This window comes from Arthrobacter sp. H-02-3 (genome assembly GCF_003097355.1).
Lineage (GTDB): Bacteria > Actinomycetota > Actinomycetes > Actinomycetales > Micrococcaceae > Arthrobacter > Arthrobacter humicola.
Genome location: NZ_PYUI01000001.1, coordinates 183,038 through 196,893 on the forward strand (window position 1 = coordinate 183,038; position 13,856 = coordinate 196,893).

Genomic DNA, 13,856 nt, shown 5'->3' on the forward strand with positions numbered 1-13,856 from the left:
GCATGCATCCGCCTTCAGCGGCCAGTTTGGCCGCCGCTCCGCCGTGAGGCGCCACGGCGGCCGCCTGGCTGCGGCAATACCCGCTTTGGACGGTTCCCCTGCGGAAAGCCTCAAGGTTTCCGCAGGATAGACCGGAGTCCCCGGCTTCGACTGAATCAGCAAGTAGCGTGGGCACATGTCCCTTCCCAGCGCCTGCCCCGATGACGGAGATGCGAGCATGGTCCTCGCCCCCACAGCCTCCCCCGGACTGCCGGCGCCCGCCCTCACGGCCTCCAGTGCCCTGGTGGCGGCTCTCCCGGCGGCGGCCCCGCTCGTGGACCCTGCGGCGCTCCAGGACCTTGGTGTCCAGCTCGACAGTCCGGCCGTGGCGAAGGGCTTCGCCAGGGATTACACCAAGATGTGGGACCAGCGCTACCGCTCGCTCGCCTCAGCCCTGGAGCGCGGCGACCTCGCAGGGTCCATGGACGCGGTGCTGAGCCTGAAGACGTCCTCCGCGATGGTGGGCGGCCTGCGCCTGGCCCAGCTCGCCGGCGAGCTGGAGGGCGCGCTCAGGGCCGGGGACATGGACCACGCCCTGTCCCTCCTGCACGACGTCGCCGAACGGGGCGACGAAACTGTTGACGAGCTTCAGTTCAGCTATGTCCTGTGGGAAAGCTAGGCCTGCCGGGAACGCAAGCCCGTGCATGCAAGGCACGCGCGCAACCCCGGCGATGCGCCGGGCGCGGGCCGGGGACTCAGCGCGGGCCGCGCGCGCGGCTACCGCTCCGGTGCCAGCCGGTAGCCCACGCCGCGGACGGTCTGCAGCCAGCGCGGCTGCACCGGGTCCTCGCCGAGTTTCCGCCGGAGGTTGCCAATGTGCACCTCGACGGCGCGTTCATCGGATTCGCTAATGTAGGCGTCCGCCCGGTAGTAGTCCCCCCGCACCACCCGCACCAGTTCGGTCTTGGACCGCACCGCGCCGGCACCCTTGAGCAGGGCGTGCAGAAGATCAAACTCGCTGCGGGTCAGGCCGACGGGCTCGCCGTCGACGCTCACAGACCGGGTCTCCGGGTTCAGCTCCAGCCCGTTGTGCCGCAGCACCGGAGCCTGGGACGCCGCCGGGACGGCTTGGGCCCCCGGATCCGTCGCCGGGACGAGTGCGGCCTGGAGAACCTGCCGCGGCCGGCGCATCATCGCACCGACGCGGGCACGCAACTCACGGGGACGGAAAGGCTTCGCCAGAAAGTCATCCGCACCGGTGTGGAATGCCGTCAAGGTATCGAGTTCGTCGGTACGGGCCGTCAACATGACCACGTAGGCGTCGCTGAACTCGCGAATCCGGCGCAGCACCTCGAAGCCGTCGATATCGGGAAGCCCGACATCCAAGGTGACCACGCTGGCCTCCTGCTGCCGGATGACGTCGACGCCTTCCCTGCCGCCGGCCGCCGAATGAACTTCGAAGCCGGCCTGGCTCAATACCGCTTCGACAAGGTTCCGAACATCTTCGTCGTCTTCAACTACGACGGCGACTCCCAGGTCGGTCATGGCCCCCCTCATGTGGCACGCTACGCTGCCGTCCGCGGATGCGGCGGCAACACTGGATCCGCCGGCCCCCACCGGCATTGCCAGAATACCCACGGTAGGGGGCAAAACCTCGGCGGCTCAGTAACAGAAATAGCAAAACTTCGATTTATGTCAAGTTTGCGTGACACCAGGTGTAAAACTGAAGCAACGAGAAAGGGGCGCGGCGTCTTTGGCTAGACAACGGCTGATCCGGGGTGCGGATCGATACGTCAAGGCATTGGGGCCCCGTGCGCGGGTCCTAATCTGCCAGTTGCCGTTGGCCGTCATGATGGCCGGAGTCCTCCTCGCTGCCCCAACCGCCTGGCCCGGTCTTCTGGAGAGCCCCTTGTGCCGGTTCGCGCTCGGCCTGCAGGGCGCACTCCTGGCGGCCTGCGTCCTGGTTCCCTGGCAGCGCTTCGGGCCGTTGGCGCCGCTGATCATCCCCGTCCTGGATCTGGTCGCCGTCGGACTTCTCCGGGATGGCGGCGCGGCGGGGCTGCCGGATCCGGGGGTGCTCTCGGTCCTGCCCGTGGTGTGGATTTCGGCGTCCAGCTTGTCCGCGCCCGCAAGCCTTTCGCTCAGTTTTACCGTGCCGCTGCTGGCAGCGTTGCCTTGGCTCCTCGCAGACCCGGCGGCACCGGTGGCCGCCCGCGCAGCTGAGGCCATGCTGGTCCCGCTCATGATGCTCGCCGTCTCCCTGGCCATGCGGTTCGCGCGGGCGCGTCTGCGGCACGAGCAGTGGCGGATCAAATCCAAAGAAGCCGAACTGCAGGCCCTGCTCTCGGACAGCAGGGAACGCGAGCGGCTCCTGAACACCATCCTTGACACTGTCGACGTCGGGATCGTGGCAGTGGACGCCGACGGCCGCCGTCTGCTGACCAACAGCTGGCAGACGCAGCTGGAGGAATCCGCCGAGTCGGCGTCGTCGGCGTCTCCGGCGGAAGAAGGCCAGCTGGTGCTGACAGGTCAGGACAGAAGCACGCCGCTGCCGCCGGAACGCCGTCCCCTCCGGCGGGCGCTGGGCGGCGAGTCCTTTGCCGATTACCTCGTGTGCTTCGGCGAGGCGGCAGACAGCCGGGTGGTCTCCACGGGGGCCCGGCCCCTGAAAAACGACGACGGCGACTTCCGCGGGGCTGTGGTGGTATTCAACGAGGTCACCGGCCTCGTGGACGCCCTCGCCGCGAAGGACGAGGTCGTTTCGACCGTCTCCCATGAATTCCGCACGCCGCTGACGTCCATCATCGGCAACCTCGACCTCGTGCTCGCCGACACGGAGGGCCTGGACAGTCCCGTGGTGCGCCGCATCGAAGTCGCGCAGCGCAACGCGGAGCGGCTGCTGGCCCTGGTATCGGACCTTCTGATGTCCGCCAGTTCCGCGGTCCATGTCCATCCCCGCCGCACGGACCTCGCCGGGCTCGTGGAAGCCAGCCTCGGCTCGGCCCAGGCACATGCTCAAGCGTCCCGTGTTGACCTCTCGATGGACGTCCGGGGCCCGATCTGGGCCCATGTGGATCCGCTCCGGATCAGCCAAGCCCTGGACAACCTCGTTTCCAACGCGATCAAGTACTCCCCCGACGGCGGATCGGTGCGGGTCTCCGCCAGCACCGGCGACGGTTTGGTGCGCCTCCACGTTGCGGACACCGGCATGGGCATGACGGCCGCCGATGCCCGGCGGGTCTTCACCCGTTTCTTCCGCAGCCCGGCCGTCCGCGAGGGGTCGATTCCGGGGGCCGGCCTCGGCCTGTCCATCACCAAGGCCATCGTGGAACGGCACGGCGGATCCATCTCCTGCCGCACGCTTCCAGGCCACGGGAGCACGTTCACCGTGGAGCTCCCCGCAGACGGTCCCCCGGCGGCGTTCTAGGACTAGGGGCCCACCATTGTCCGGTGCTGGCCCGAGGTCGCCGGACAGCTGCCAGGTCGCCGGTACCTTCCGGCGATCCGGCAGCTATCCGGCGATTTCGATGGATTTACAGGAACTCCGAGTCCGGCGGCCTCTACGCCCGCAGCGCCCGGGTCAGTTCGGCCCGGGCCAGCAACCCGCTGTCCGACGGGTAGGCCACTTCCTCCAGCACCAGCGGATGCGGGGCAGCCAGCACCGAGCGGGCGTCGCGCTGCCGGGCAAGCAGCCGCTCGTAAAGCCACCCCGGAGCCTCCACGCCTTCCCCCACGTACAGGGCCGAGCCCACCAGGGAGCGGACCATGTTGTGGCAGAACGCGTCGGCCTGGACGGTGGCGACAATGACGCCGTCGGTGCCGCGCGCGAATTCAAAGCGCTGCAGTTCGCGGATGGTGGTGGCGCCCTCGCGGGGCTTGCAGTAGGAGCGGAAGTCCTGCAGCCCGAGCAGCTGCCCGGCACCCTCGTTCAGCAGCCCGACGTCGAGCGGGCTCTTGTGCCAGAGGGTCGAATAACGCCCCAGCGGGTCCCACAGGGCCGGGCCGTCCGCGATCCGGTAGGAATAGCGGCGCCACAGGGCGGAGAACCGGGCGTCGAACCCTTCGGGCGCGACTGTGGCCCGGTGGACCTCGATCGCCCCGCTGAGGTTCCCCAGCCCCCGGCTCAGGGCGCCGCGGAGGCGTCGGACCAGGGCGACGGCGGGATCAAGTTCAACGCCGCGGTTCAGTCCCTGCCACTCGGCTTCACTGAGGTCCAGGTGGACCACCTGTCCCCGCGCGTGCACGCCGGCGTCGGTCCGGCCGGCCACCGTGACCCGCACGGGCCGGCGGACCAGCAACGCCAATGCCTCTTCCAGGACGCCTTGGACGGTGCGCAGCCCCGGCTGCACGGCCCATCCGCTGAAGGGGCCGCCGTCGTACGCCAAATCCAGCCGGATACGCAAAAACCCGCCGCCCCCCAAAACGGGGGCAGCGGGTTTGAGCTCGTTCATAGACTTAAGTCTATAAGAAGGTTTTGGCGAATTACTTCGCGTCCTTCTCGGAGTCAGCGGCAGCTTCCTCAGCGGCCGGAGCCTCTTCGGTAGCTTCAGCTTCGGGAGCCTCGGCGGCGGGAGCCTCTTCGGTCTCGGCAACTTCGGTCTCGGCAACCGGAGCAGCTTCAGCCTTCTCGGCGTCCTTCTTGTCGGCATCGCGCTTGGCGGCGGAGGTAGCCTCGGCTACGACGGCCTGCTTGGCGGAAACCGGCTCGAGCACCAGTTCGATGACAGCCATGGGAGCGTTGTCGCCCTTGCGGTTGCCGATCTTGGTGATACGGGTGTAGCCGCCATCGCGGTTCTCCACTGCCTGTGCAATGTCGGTGAACAGCTCGTGGACGACGCCCTTGTTGCTGATCAGGCCGAGTACACGACGGCGGGAGGCGAGGTCGCCACGCTTGGCGAAAGTCACCAGGCGCTCAGCGTACGGCTTCAGGCGCTTGGCCTTGGTCACCGTGGTGGTGATCCGCTTGTGCTCGAACAGTGCGGCGGACAGGTTCGCGAGCATAAGACGCTCGTGAGCCGCTCCGCCTCCGAGGCGCGGACCCTTAGCGGGGGTAGGCATAATAGTTTCTCCTCATATGGAAGCCGTCGGGCAGCGCACGCCAGGGTGCATCCAGCCGGCCGGCCAAGATCTGTTGTTTAGAGCTCGTCGTCGCTGAACGCGGCGTCGTCCTCTTCGATGGCTGCGGCACGTGCTGCCAGATCGAAACCGGGAGGGGAGTCCTTGAGGGACAGACCCAGTTCGACCAGCTTGGCCTTGACCTCATCGATGGACTTCGCACCGAAGTTGCGGATGTCCATGAGGTCAGCCTCGGAGCGGGCAACGAGTTCACCCACGGTGTGGATGCCCTCACGCTTGAGGCAGTTGTAGGAACGGACCGTCAGGTCCAGATCCTCGATCGGCAGAGCCATGTCGGCTGCCAGGGCAGCGTCCGTCGGCGACGGGCCGATCTCGATACCTTCAGCTGCGGTGTTCAGCTCGCGGGCCAGACCGAACAGTTCCACCAGGGTGGTGCCGGCCGAAGCAACGGCGTCGCGCGGAGCGATTGCCTGCTTGGTCTCGACGTCGACAATGAGCTTGTCGAAGTCAGTGCGCTGCTCAACACGGGTAGCTTCCACGCGGAAAGTAACCTTCAGGACCGGCGAGTAGATCGAGTCGACCGGAATGCGGCCGATCTCGGAGTCGCCGGACTTGTTCTGAGCTGCCGAAACGTAGCCGCGGCCACGCTCGATGGTCAGTTCGAGCTCGAACTTGCCCTTCGAGTTCAGCGTGGCAATGTGCAGATCCGGGTTGTGGAATTCGACGCCGGCCGGCGGAGCGATGTCCGCGGCGGTGACGACTCCCGGGCCCTGCTTGCGCAGGTAAGCAACAACCGGCTCGTCGTGCTCGGAGGAAACCGACAGGTTCTTGATGTTCAGGATGATCTCAGTGACATCTTCCTTGACACCCGGAACCGTGGTGAACTCGTGCAGCACGCCATCGATCCGAATGCTCGTGACAGAGGCACCAGGGATCGAGGAGAGCAGGGTACGACGGAGGGAGTTTCCGAGGGTGTAGCCAAAGCCCGGCTCAAGCGGTTCGATGATGAACCGGGAGCGGTTTTCGGAGACGACCTCTTCGGAGAGGGTGGGGCGCTGTGCAATGAGCACTTAGGTTTCCTTTCGGCGAGCATCCGCTATATGACGCAACACAGGTGGTGGAAAGAGTCGGTCTGAAGACTTAACGCGGCCGGGCTTGCCCGGACCGGTAAGGGTCCGGGCAAGCTCCTGGGCGTTGGAAAGCCTTAGACGCGGCGGCGCTTCGGCGGACGGCAGCCGTTGTGGGCGCTGGGGGTGACGTCCTGGATGGAGCCAACCTCGAGGCCAGCGGCCTGCAGCGAACGGATGGCGGTTTCGCGTCCGGAACCCGGTCCCTTGACGAACACGTCAACCTTGCGCATGCCGTGCTCCTGTGCACGCTTTGCGGCGGCTTCGGCGGCCATCTGGGCAGCGAACGGGGTGGACTTACGCGAGCCCTTGAAGCCAACCTCACCGGACGAAGCCCAGGAGATGACAGCACCGTTCGGGTCCGTGATGGACACGATGGTGTTGTTAAAGGTGCTCTTGATGTGCGCCTGGCCCAGCGCGATATTCTTCTTGTCCTTCTTACGCGGCTTGCGAACCGCGCCACGAGTCTTCGGGGGCATTTTTTCTCCTACAGAAAGTTATTGGGGGAAAGCTTCGCTGTTCCCTCATTTGCCGGGTTCTTTGAAACCGCGTCAGCGGTTACAAAGGGGCAAATGGGGTTTAGCGGGCCTTCTTCTTGCCGGCGACGGTACGCTTCGGGCCCTTGCGGGTACGGGCGTTGGTCTTCGTACGCTGTCCGCGTACGGGCAGGCCCTTGCGGTGACGCAGGCCTTCGTAGCTGCCGATCTCAACCTTGCGGCGGATGTCAGCGGCTACCTCGCGGCGAAGGTCACCCTCAACCTTGTAGTTGCCTTCAATGTAGTCACGCAGCTCGACCAGCTGTGCGTCGGTCAGGTCCTTGACCCGGACGTCAGCGCTGATGCCGGTGGCAGCCAGGGTTTCGTGTGCACGGGTCTTACCCACGCCGTAGATGTAAGTAAGCGCAATTTCCAACCGCTTTTCGCGGGGAATGTCTACGCCAGCGAGACGAGCCATAGTGGCAGTGCTCCTTGTATAAACCGGAGGTCGTAGGCAGTACACCCGCACGTTCAGTGCGGCCCCAGCCTCCGACCGGGGGTTAGCTGTCCGGGCCCATTACGTCCCAGTTCAGCTTGTGCTGCCTTTTCTATTTACTTGCGTGGGTTAGCAACCCAGGGTTTTCCCGAAGAGGGAAATTAGCCCTGGCGCTGCTTGTGGCGCGGGTTCTCGCAGATCACCATGACCCGGCCATTACGGCGGATCACTTTGCACTTTTCGCAGATCTGCTTGACGCTCGGCTTGACCTTCATGGCGTTCCTTTGCGTGTTGCAGTTGGTCAGCTGGACCGGCCTTCGGCTGTTGCTCTGGCCGCCCAGTGTTTACTTGTAGCGGTAGACGATACGACCACGTGTCAGGTCGTAAGGGCTCAGCTCCACCACTACGCGGTCCTCGGGGAGGATCCTGATGTAGTGCTGGCGCATCTTTCCAGAGATGTGTGCCAGAACGATGTGCTTGTTGGTGAGCTCAACGCGAAACATCGCGTTAGGCAGCGCCTCGGTCACAACGCCCTCGATCTCAATGACCCCGTCCTTCTTGGCCATACCCTCCGCTAACTGTTGTTGCCGCAGCCTCCCGGTTTACACCGGCCATGACCGCGGACGTTTTTGATTGATTGGTTGGTGCCACCCGACCACAAAAGGGCACAACGGGGCAGACAACCAACAGTCAACACTACGCCATTTCGGCGGGATTGTTAAATCCGAAGTTAAATCCAGCAATCGTAGCGCACTCAGCGTCCGTACGCACCTAGCGTCCCCGCCGGCGTCGTCACTGCCTCCGCCCGTTCGATCCCGTCGAGGATCGCGAGGCGCACGACGTCGGCTGCCGCGCTCTGCAGCGTAATGAGGCTGATCTGGCGGGCCGCCGCGGTGCTGCGGTCCAGTGCGACGGCGCCGGTCGCCAGCGCGAACACGGTGTCCCCGTCGGCAAGGGTATGGCTTGGATTCAACGCCCGGGCCAATCCTGCATGGGCCGCCGAGGCTGTGCGCTTGCATTCGGACTTGTCCAGGACGGCATCAGTGGCGACGACGACGAGCGTCGTGTTGAGCGGCGGGGCTTGGTCCGGCGCCGCCGCCCCCGGGACCTGCGCGGCTTTCGCCGCAGCGGCCGAAACCCTCTGCGTGCTCGCTCCTTCGTCCCCACCGGCCCCCTCGCCTCGCAAGCTCGGCGAGGGAACCCCGCCGTCGTGGCCCCAGCTTGGACGCACGCTGCCGGGTTCCACCTGCTGGGGCGGTGCGATGAATGGGAGTCCCAGCGCGTTGACCACCGCAATGGCCCCCACCACGATGGGCCCGTCTTTTGAGATGTTATTTAGGGTTATGGAGGCGGTTCCTACTCCGCCTTTATAGGTGCCACGGCCGATTGCTGCTCCTGTGCCGGCACCGACGTTGCCCCGGTCGACGTCGTGGCCGTTGGCCTGGGCCCCGGCAGCTGCCGTGGCCGCGTAGCCCATGGCGTCGCCGGGGCGTGCGGTGAAATCACCGCCGCGGCCGAGGTCGAAGATCGCCGCGGCCGGAACAATGGGGACAAGCCCGCCGGGGACGGCGAAGCCGCGGCCGTTCTCCTCGCACCAGCGCTGGGCGCCGTGCGCCGCCGCGAGGCCAAAGGCGCTCCCCCCGGTCAGGACGACGGCGTCCACGGTGGAGGACAGCGTGGTGGGATCCAGGGCGTCCGTCTCATGCGTTCCGGGGCCGCCGCCGCGGACATCCACCGAGCCCACTGTGCCGGGCGGCGGGAGAACCACCGTCACCCCGCTCAGCCAGCCGTCGTCGGACTTCTGCACATGGCCTACCCGGATCCCGGCGACGTCGGTAATCGCTCCCGTTGCTTGCATGGCTCCATTGTGCGCCCCCAACCCAACTGACTCGCAGCAGGGGCCGTTTTGGGGGCTCATAACGGCCGCAAGTGCGAGTCAGTTGGGTTGATCCGGCGTCCAAAACAAATGTTATGCAATCCTTCGGCGAACGCTGCGTGAACGGATTTGGAAGCCTCGAGCAACAATCTCCGGGACAGCCCGGATTCGGGATTTCGCCCGTCAGGCATGTGGTGGAGTGAGTCAGGTCCCCCGCCCACCTGCCTGCCCTTCGGCCGGCCCGGATCCGTTAGAGACCCGAATGACCAGACTATTGACTGACCGGCCGCCCGCCGTTGCGGAGGCCGGGAAGGCCAGCCCGCGGCGACCCCGCTGGTCCGGCCGAACCCGCCGGGATTTCTTCGTCTTCCTGGCCCTGGCGCTCCCGAACCTCGCGCTGATCGCCGTATTCACCTACCTGCCCCTGATCAACAACATCTACTACTCCACGTTGGACTGGACCCTCGGTTCCGCGTCCGCCACCGTAGTGGGGCTCGGGAACTACATCACGTTCTTCACGAGCCCCGACGCCGCGAACGTCCTGGGCACCACCGCCGTCTTCACTTTGGTCACGGTCGGCGGGTCCATGGCGCTGGGGCTCCTCGTGGCCCTGGCGCTGAACTCCAAAGTCCGCGGGACCACCTTTGCCCGCTCCGCCGTGTTCGCGCCCTACGTGCTGAGCGGCGTCGGCGTCGGGCTCGTGTGGCTCTTCATCTTCGACCCCGGCTACGGGGTCCTGGCCTGGCTGCTGCGCGGCATCGGCCAGCAGAGCCCGCAGTGGATCAACGATCCCCAACTGTCGCTGGTCATGGTGATCCTGGTCTACGTCTGGAAGAACCTCGGCTACTGCGCGGTGGTGTTCCTGGCCGGCCTGCAGTCGCTGCCGCAGGACGTCATGGAAGCGGCCGCCCTGGACGGCGCTAACGGCTTCCGGCGGTTTGTGAACATGTCCCTGCCGCTGCTCTCGCCCACCACGTTCTTCCTGCTCATCACCACCATGCTGAGTTCGCTGCAGGCCTTTGACCTGATCCGGATCATGACGCCGCTGGGAAACGGCACCAGCACCCTGATCTATGAGGCCTATCTGCAGGCCTTCGGCGCCTTCAACCGGGCCGGCTATTCGGCCGCCATCTCGGTGGTCCTCTTCGCAATCCTGCTCATCATCACCGTCCTCCAGTTGCGGTTCGTCGAACGGAAGGTGCACTACTCGTGAGCACGCTCTCGCCTGTCAGCCCCAATCCCGCCACCACCGGCGACTCCCCCGCTCCCGGTGCAGGAGGAGCCGCGGAACCCGGTGAGGCAGCGGCACCCGAGGGCGCCGTCACCGAAGCACCGCCCCGGCGCCCGGCGCCGTTCTCCCGCGCTAACCTGGTCCAGACGATCGCCGGCGGCTACCTCCCGCTGATCCTGGCCACCCTGGTGGTGTTCCTGCCCCTGCTGTGGATGCTCCTGAGCTCCTTCAAGCAGCCGGGCGAGATCATCACCATGGATCTGAAGCTCCTGCCGGACAGCGTGAACCTGGAGAACTACAGGACGGCCATGACCACCGTTCCGTTCGGGCAGTTCTTCATGAACAGCCTGATCGTCACCGCCGTGGGCTCCACCGTCAAGGTGATCCTGGCGATCCTGACCGCCTACGCCCTCGTGTTTGTCCGCTTCCCGTTCAAGAACGCCATCTTCGTGCTGATCCTCGTGGCCCTCATGGTCCCGCCGCAGGTGTCCATCCTGCCCAATTACATCCTGATCGCCGGGATGGGCGGCAAGAACACCTTGTGGGGCATCATCCTGCCGGGACTCGGCACGGCCTTCGGCACGTTCCTGCTGCGCCAGCATTTCCGGACGCTGCCCGGGTCCATCCTCGAGGCGGCGGAAATCGACGGCGCCGGCCACTGGCGCCGGCTGTGGCAGGTCGTGGTGCCGGTCTCCGTTCCTTCGATCGCCACAGTTGCCCTGGTAACCGTGGTCAGCGAGTGGAACGACTACATCTGGCCGCTCATCATCACGGACCGGCCCGAAACCATGACCCTCCCCGTCGGCCTGACACTGCTGCAGAACTCCGAGGGCAACGGCTCCGGCTGGGGCATCCTCATGGCCGGCGCCGTCCTCGTGATCGTGCCGATCCTGCTGGTCTTCGCCGCACTGCAGCGCTATATCGTCGCCGGCCTCACGCAGGGCAGCGTCACGGGCTGACGCGGCCCGCGACCACCAGCCACCCTCACGCCCGCCCGAACCACGCCCACTATCTCCGTCATCAGAACCAACGAGTCCGTACCTTTGAGAGGATCCACCGTGGCAATCAACCTTCACCGCCGGCATTTCCTGGGGCTGGCCGGCGCCAGCGCAGGAGCAGCAGCACTGGCCGCCTGCGGCGGCCCGTCGACCGCCGGCACGCCGGCCGCCACCGGCGCAGCCGAGATCGACTTCAGCGGCGTCAAGCCGGCCGCATCGTTCGATTTCTGGACCAACCACCCGGGCAAGTCCCAGGACGTGGAACAGTCCGTGATCGACAAGTTCCACGCGAAGTTCCCGGACATCAAGGTCAACCTCGTGACCGCAGGCGCCAACTACGAGGAAATCGCGCAGAAGTTCCAGACCTCCCAGGCCGCCAAGTCAGCACTGCCCGGCCTCGTGGTCCTCTCCGACGTCTGGTGGTTCCGCTACTTCACCAACGGCAACATCATTCCCCTCGACGGCCTGATCAAGCAGCTCGACATCAAGGTGGATGACTTCCAGAAGTCACTGGTTGCGGACTACCAGTACGCCGGCAAGCAATGGGCCCTCCCCTACGGACGCTCCACCCCGCTGTTCTACTACAACAAGGACCACTTCAAGGCCGCTGGACTGCCGGACCGCGCACCCAAAACCTGGCAGGAGTTCGGCGACTGGGCGCCCAAGCTCAAGGCCAGCTCCGGCGCGCAGTACGCCTACATCTACCCGGCGCTGGCCGGCTACGCGGGCTGGACCCTGCAGAACAACCTGTGGGGCTGGGGCGGCAGCTGGTCTGACGGCTGGACCGTCACCTGCGATTCCGCCGAGTCCGTCGCCGCACTGCAGTGGGCCCAGGACTCGATCTACAAGGACAAGTGGGCCGGGGTCTCTTCCAAGGAAGCCGCGGACGACTTTGCCGCGGGCATCACCTCAACCACCATCTCCTCCACCGGATCGCTCCTCGGCGTCCTGAAGTCCGCCAAGTTCAATGTGGGGGTCGGCTACCTCCCGGGCGGCCCGAAGGCCGAAAGCGGCGTCTGCCCCACGGGCGGGGCCGGGCTCGGCATTCCCAGCGGTGTCAGCAAGGAAGTCCAGCTCGCGGCGGCGACGTTCCTGAAGTTCATGACCGAACCGGAAAACACGGCGGCGTTCTCCGCGGCCACCGGCTACATGCCCACCCGCATGTCGGCCGACATGGGGGCCGTGCTGGCCAAGACCCCGCAGATCAAGACCGCCATGGACCAGCTCGCCGTGACCCGGGTCCAGGACAACGCCCGGGTGTTCCTGCCCGGCGCGGACCAGGAGATGGCCAAGGCCGCCGCCGCGATCCTCACCCAGCAGGGCGACGTCAAGGCCACCATGGCCGGGCTCAAGACGACCCTCGAGGGGATCTACACCAAGGACGTGAAGCCGAAGCTGAAGAGCTAGCTTTCCCCCGACACGCAAAATCCCTGGCGCTACCGAAATTCCGGTGTCGCCAGGGATTTTGCGTGTCGCCAGAAAACCTGCGAATCGCCGTGAGGCGGGGTTTAGGGAATCGGGACGGGTACGACGCCGAGCGGGGCCAGTTTCGCCGCTCCGCCGTCCGGCGCCGAGAGGACCCAGATGCCCTTGTCGTGAACGGCCACGGAGTGCTCCCACTGGCAGGAGCGCTTGCCGTCCGTGGTGACCACCGTCCAGTCGTCGTCGAGCACGGCGGTGTCGATGCTGCCCCGGACCAGCATGGGCTCGATTGCCAGGCACAGTCCGGGGCGGATCTTCGGCCCGCGGTGGCCGGTGCGGTAGTTCAGGACGTCCGGGGCCATGTGCATCTCGGAGCCGATGCCGTGGCCCACGTAGTCCTCGAGGATGCCCAGCGGCTTGCCCGGCACCGAGGAGACGTAGTCGTCGACGGCGTTGCCGATGTCGCCGACGAACTTGCCGGTCGCCAGCGCGGCGATGCCCCGCCACATGGCTTCCTCTGTGACCTCGGACAGGCGCACATCTTCGGGATCGGGGGTGCCGACAATCACGGTCCGGGCGGAATCGGAGTGCCAGCCGTCCACGATCGCGCCGCCGTCGATCGAGATGATGTCGCCGTCGGCCAGGACCCGGCTGCCGGGGATGCCGTGGACCACTTCCTCATTTACCGAGGTGCAGATGGTGGCCGGGAAGCCGTGATAGCCGAGGAAGTTGGACTTGGCGCCGGCATCCTGGAGGACGGCGGCGAACACCTCGTCCAGCCGGGCGGTGGTGACGCCCGGGGCGGCAGCGGCAACCGCGGCATCCAGTGCCCGGCTCAGGACAAGCCCGGCCTCATGCATGGTGCGCATCTGGGCGTTGGTCTTGTATTCAATGCGGGGCTGGCCGAATGCCATCTCTACCTCAGTGCTTCATCTCGCGGCCCGGGCGGGTTTCCTCCCGGGCCTCCACTACGGGTCATCAGTTCAAGTCTTCAAGCTCTATTCTCCAGCACGGCCGCGGCGGTCTGGAACGGAGGCGCCGCGGGCGCCAGGCCGGCCACCGCCGCCAGCTCCCCCGCACGCGGACTCCCTTGCCGGCTTGCAGGCGCCAGCAAACGCCGAAGGGCGCGTCCTGTACACGTGGTACGGGACGCGCCCTTCGGGAGCAGCAGGAGT

The 13,856-nt window shown here is 66.3% G+C and carries 15 protein-coding genes; 5 read left to right on the plus strand and 10 right to left on the minus strand.

The features are described from left to right. Positions 1–175 precede the first annotated feature (175 nt). Positions 176–658 carry an Hpt domain-containing protein gene (locus C9424_RS00850; protein ID WP_237563230.1) on the plus strand — a complete coding sequence of 161 codons (483 nt, stop codon included), beginning with the start codon at positions 176–178 and terminating at the stop codon, positions 656–658. Between the two features lie 98 nt (positions 659–756). Here C9424_RS00850 and C9424_RS00855 read toward each other — a convergent pair whose 3' ends face one another. Then, positions 757–1,524: a response regulator transcription factor gene (locus C9424_RS00855; RefSeq protein ID WP_116765087.1), complete on the minus strand. Its 768-nt coding sequence runs from the start codon at positions 1,522–1,524 to the stop codon at positions 757–759. 364 nt (positions 1,525–1,888) lie between these two features. Here C9424_RS00855 and C9424_RS00860 point away from each other — a divergent pair, with 364 nt between their 5' ends. After that, a complete protein-coding gene (locus C9424_RS00860; RefSeq protein WP_337189800.1) occupies positions 1,889–3,406 on the plus strand; it encodes a sensor histidine kinase in 1,518 nt (505 codons plus the stop codon). A gap of 133 nt (positions 3,407–3,539) precedes the next feature. On the opposite strand, the gene C9424_RS00865 is transcribed toward C9424_RS00860, so the two are convergent. The 8 genes from C9424_RS00865 to C9424_RS00900 form a co-directional block, all read right to left on the minus strand. Then, positions 3,540–4,430: a tRNA pseudouridine synthase A gene (locus C9424_RS00865; RefSeq protein ID WP_202615725.1), complete on the minus strand. Its 891-nt coding sequence runs from the start codon at positions 4,428–4,430 to the stop codon at positions 3,540–3,542. Between the two features lie 31 nt (positions 4,431–4,461). Continuing rightward, complete coding sequence (gene rplQ / locus C9424_RS00870; RefSeq protein ID WP_116765089.1) at positions 4,462–5,037, minus strand: 50S ribosomal protein L17; 576 nt, start codon at positions 5,035–5,037, stop codon at positions 4,462–4,464. 77 nt (positions 5,038–5,114) lie between these two features. Then, complete coding sequence (locus C9424_RS00875) at positions 5,115–6,125, minus strand: DNA-directed RNA polymerase subunit alpha (RefSeq protein WP_018773683.1); 1,011 nt, start codon at positions 6,123–6,125, stop codon at positions 5,115–5,117. Positions 6,126–6,259: 134 nt separating this feature from the next. Further along, the gene (rpsK, locus tag C9424_RS00880) at positions 6,260–6,661 is read right to left on the minus strand and encodes a 30S ribosomal protein S11 (protein WP_018773682.1); all 402 of its coding nucleotides are present in this window, start codon (positions 6,659–6,661) and stop codon (positions 6,260–6,262) included. Between the two features lie 100 nt (positions 6,662–6,761). Further along, a complete protein-coding gene (gene rpsM, locus C9424_RS00885; RefSeq protein WP_003803743.1) occupies positions 6,762–7,136 on the minus strand; it encodes a 30S ribosomal protein S13 in 375 nt (124 codons plus the stop codon). 179 nt (positions 7,137–7,315) lie between these two features. Further along, complete coding sequence (gene rpmJ / locus C9424_RS00890; RefSeq protein WP_009358722.1) at positions 7,316–7,429, minus strand: 50S ribosomal protein L36; 114 nt, start codon at positions 7,427–7,429, stop codon at positions 7,316–7,318. Positions 7,430–7,498: 69 nt separating this feature from the next. Then, a complete protein-coding gene (gene infA / locus C9424_RS00895; protein ID WP_009358723.1) occupies positions 7,499–7,720 on the minus strand; it encodes a translation initiation factor IF-1 in 222 nt (73 codons plus the stop codon). 188 nt (positions 7,721–7,908) lie between these two features. Beyond that, positions 7,909–9,012, minus strand: a complete 1,104-nt coding sequence (locus tag C9424_RS00900) for a P1 family peptidase (protein ID WP_116765090.1) — start codon at positions 9,010–9,012, stop codon at positions 7,909–7,911. A 280-nt stretch (positions 9,013–9,292) separates the two neighbouring features. On the opposite strand from C9424_RS00900, the gene C9424_RS00905 reads away from it, so the two are divergent. The 3 genes from C9424_RS00905 to C9424_RS00915 all read left to right on the plus strand — a co-directional run bounded on the left by C9424_RS00905 (position 9,293) and on the right by C9424_RS00915 (position 12,666). Continuing rightward, positions 9,293–10,243 (plus strand): carbohydrate ABC transporter permease, encoded by a 951-nt coding sequence (locus C9424_RS00905; RefSeq protein WP_202615726.1) that lies wholly within the window; start codon positions 9,293–9,295, stop codon positions 10,241–10,243. After that, entirely contained in the window at positions 10,240–11,220 is a 981-nt protein-coding gene (locus tag C9424_RS00910; protein WP_442861999.1) for a carbohydrate ABC transporter permease, read from the plus strand. Before C9424_RS00905 ends, C9424_RS00910 begins: the two co-directional genes overlap by 4 nt. Before the next feature lie 99 nt (positions 11,221–11,319). Then, positions 11,320–12,666, plus strand: a complete 1,347-nt coding sequence (locus C9424_RS00915; RefSeq protein ID WP_116765091.1) for an ABC transporter substrate-binding protein — start codon at positions 11,320–11,322, stop codon at positions 12,664–12,666. Between the two features lie 101 nt (positions 12,667–12,767). On the opposite strand, the gene map is transcribed toward C9424_RS00915, so the two are convergent. Beyond that, positions 12,768–13,595 (minus strand): type I methionyl aminopeptidase, encoded by an 828-nt coding sequence (gene map / locus C9424_RS00920; protein ID WP_116765092.1) that lies wholly within the window; start codon positions 13,593–13,595, stop codon positions 12,768–12,770. Positions 13,596–13,856 lie beyond the last annotated feature (261 nt).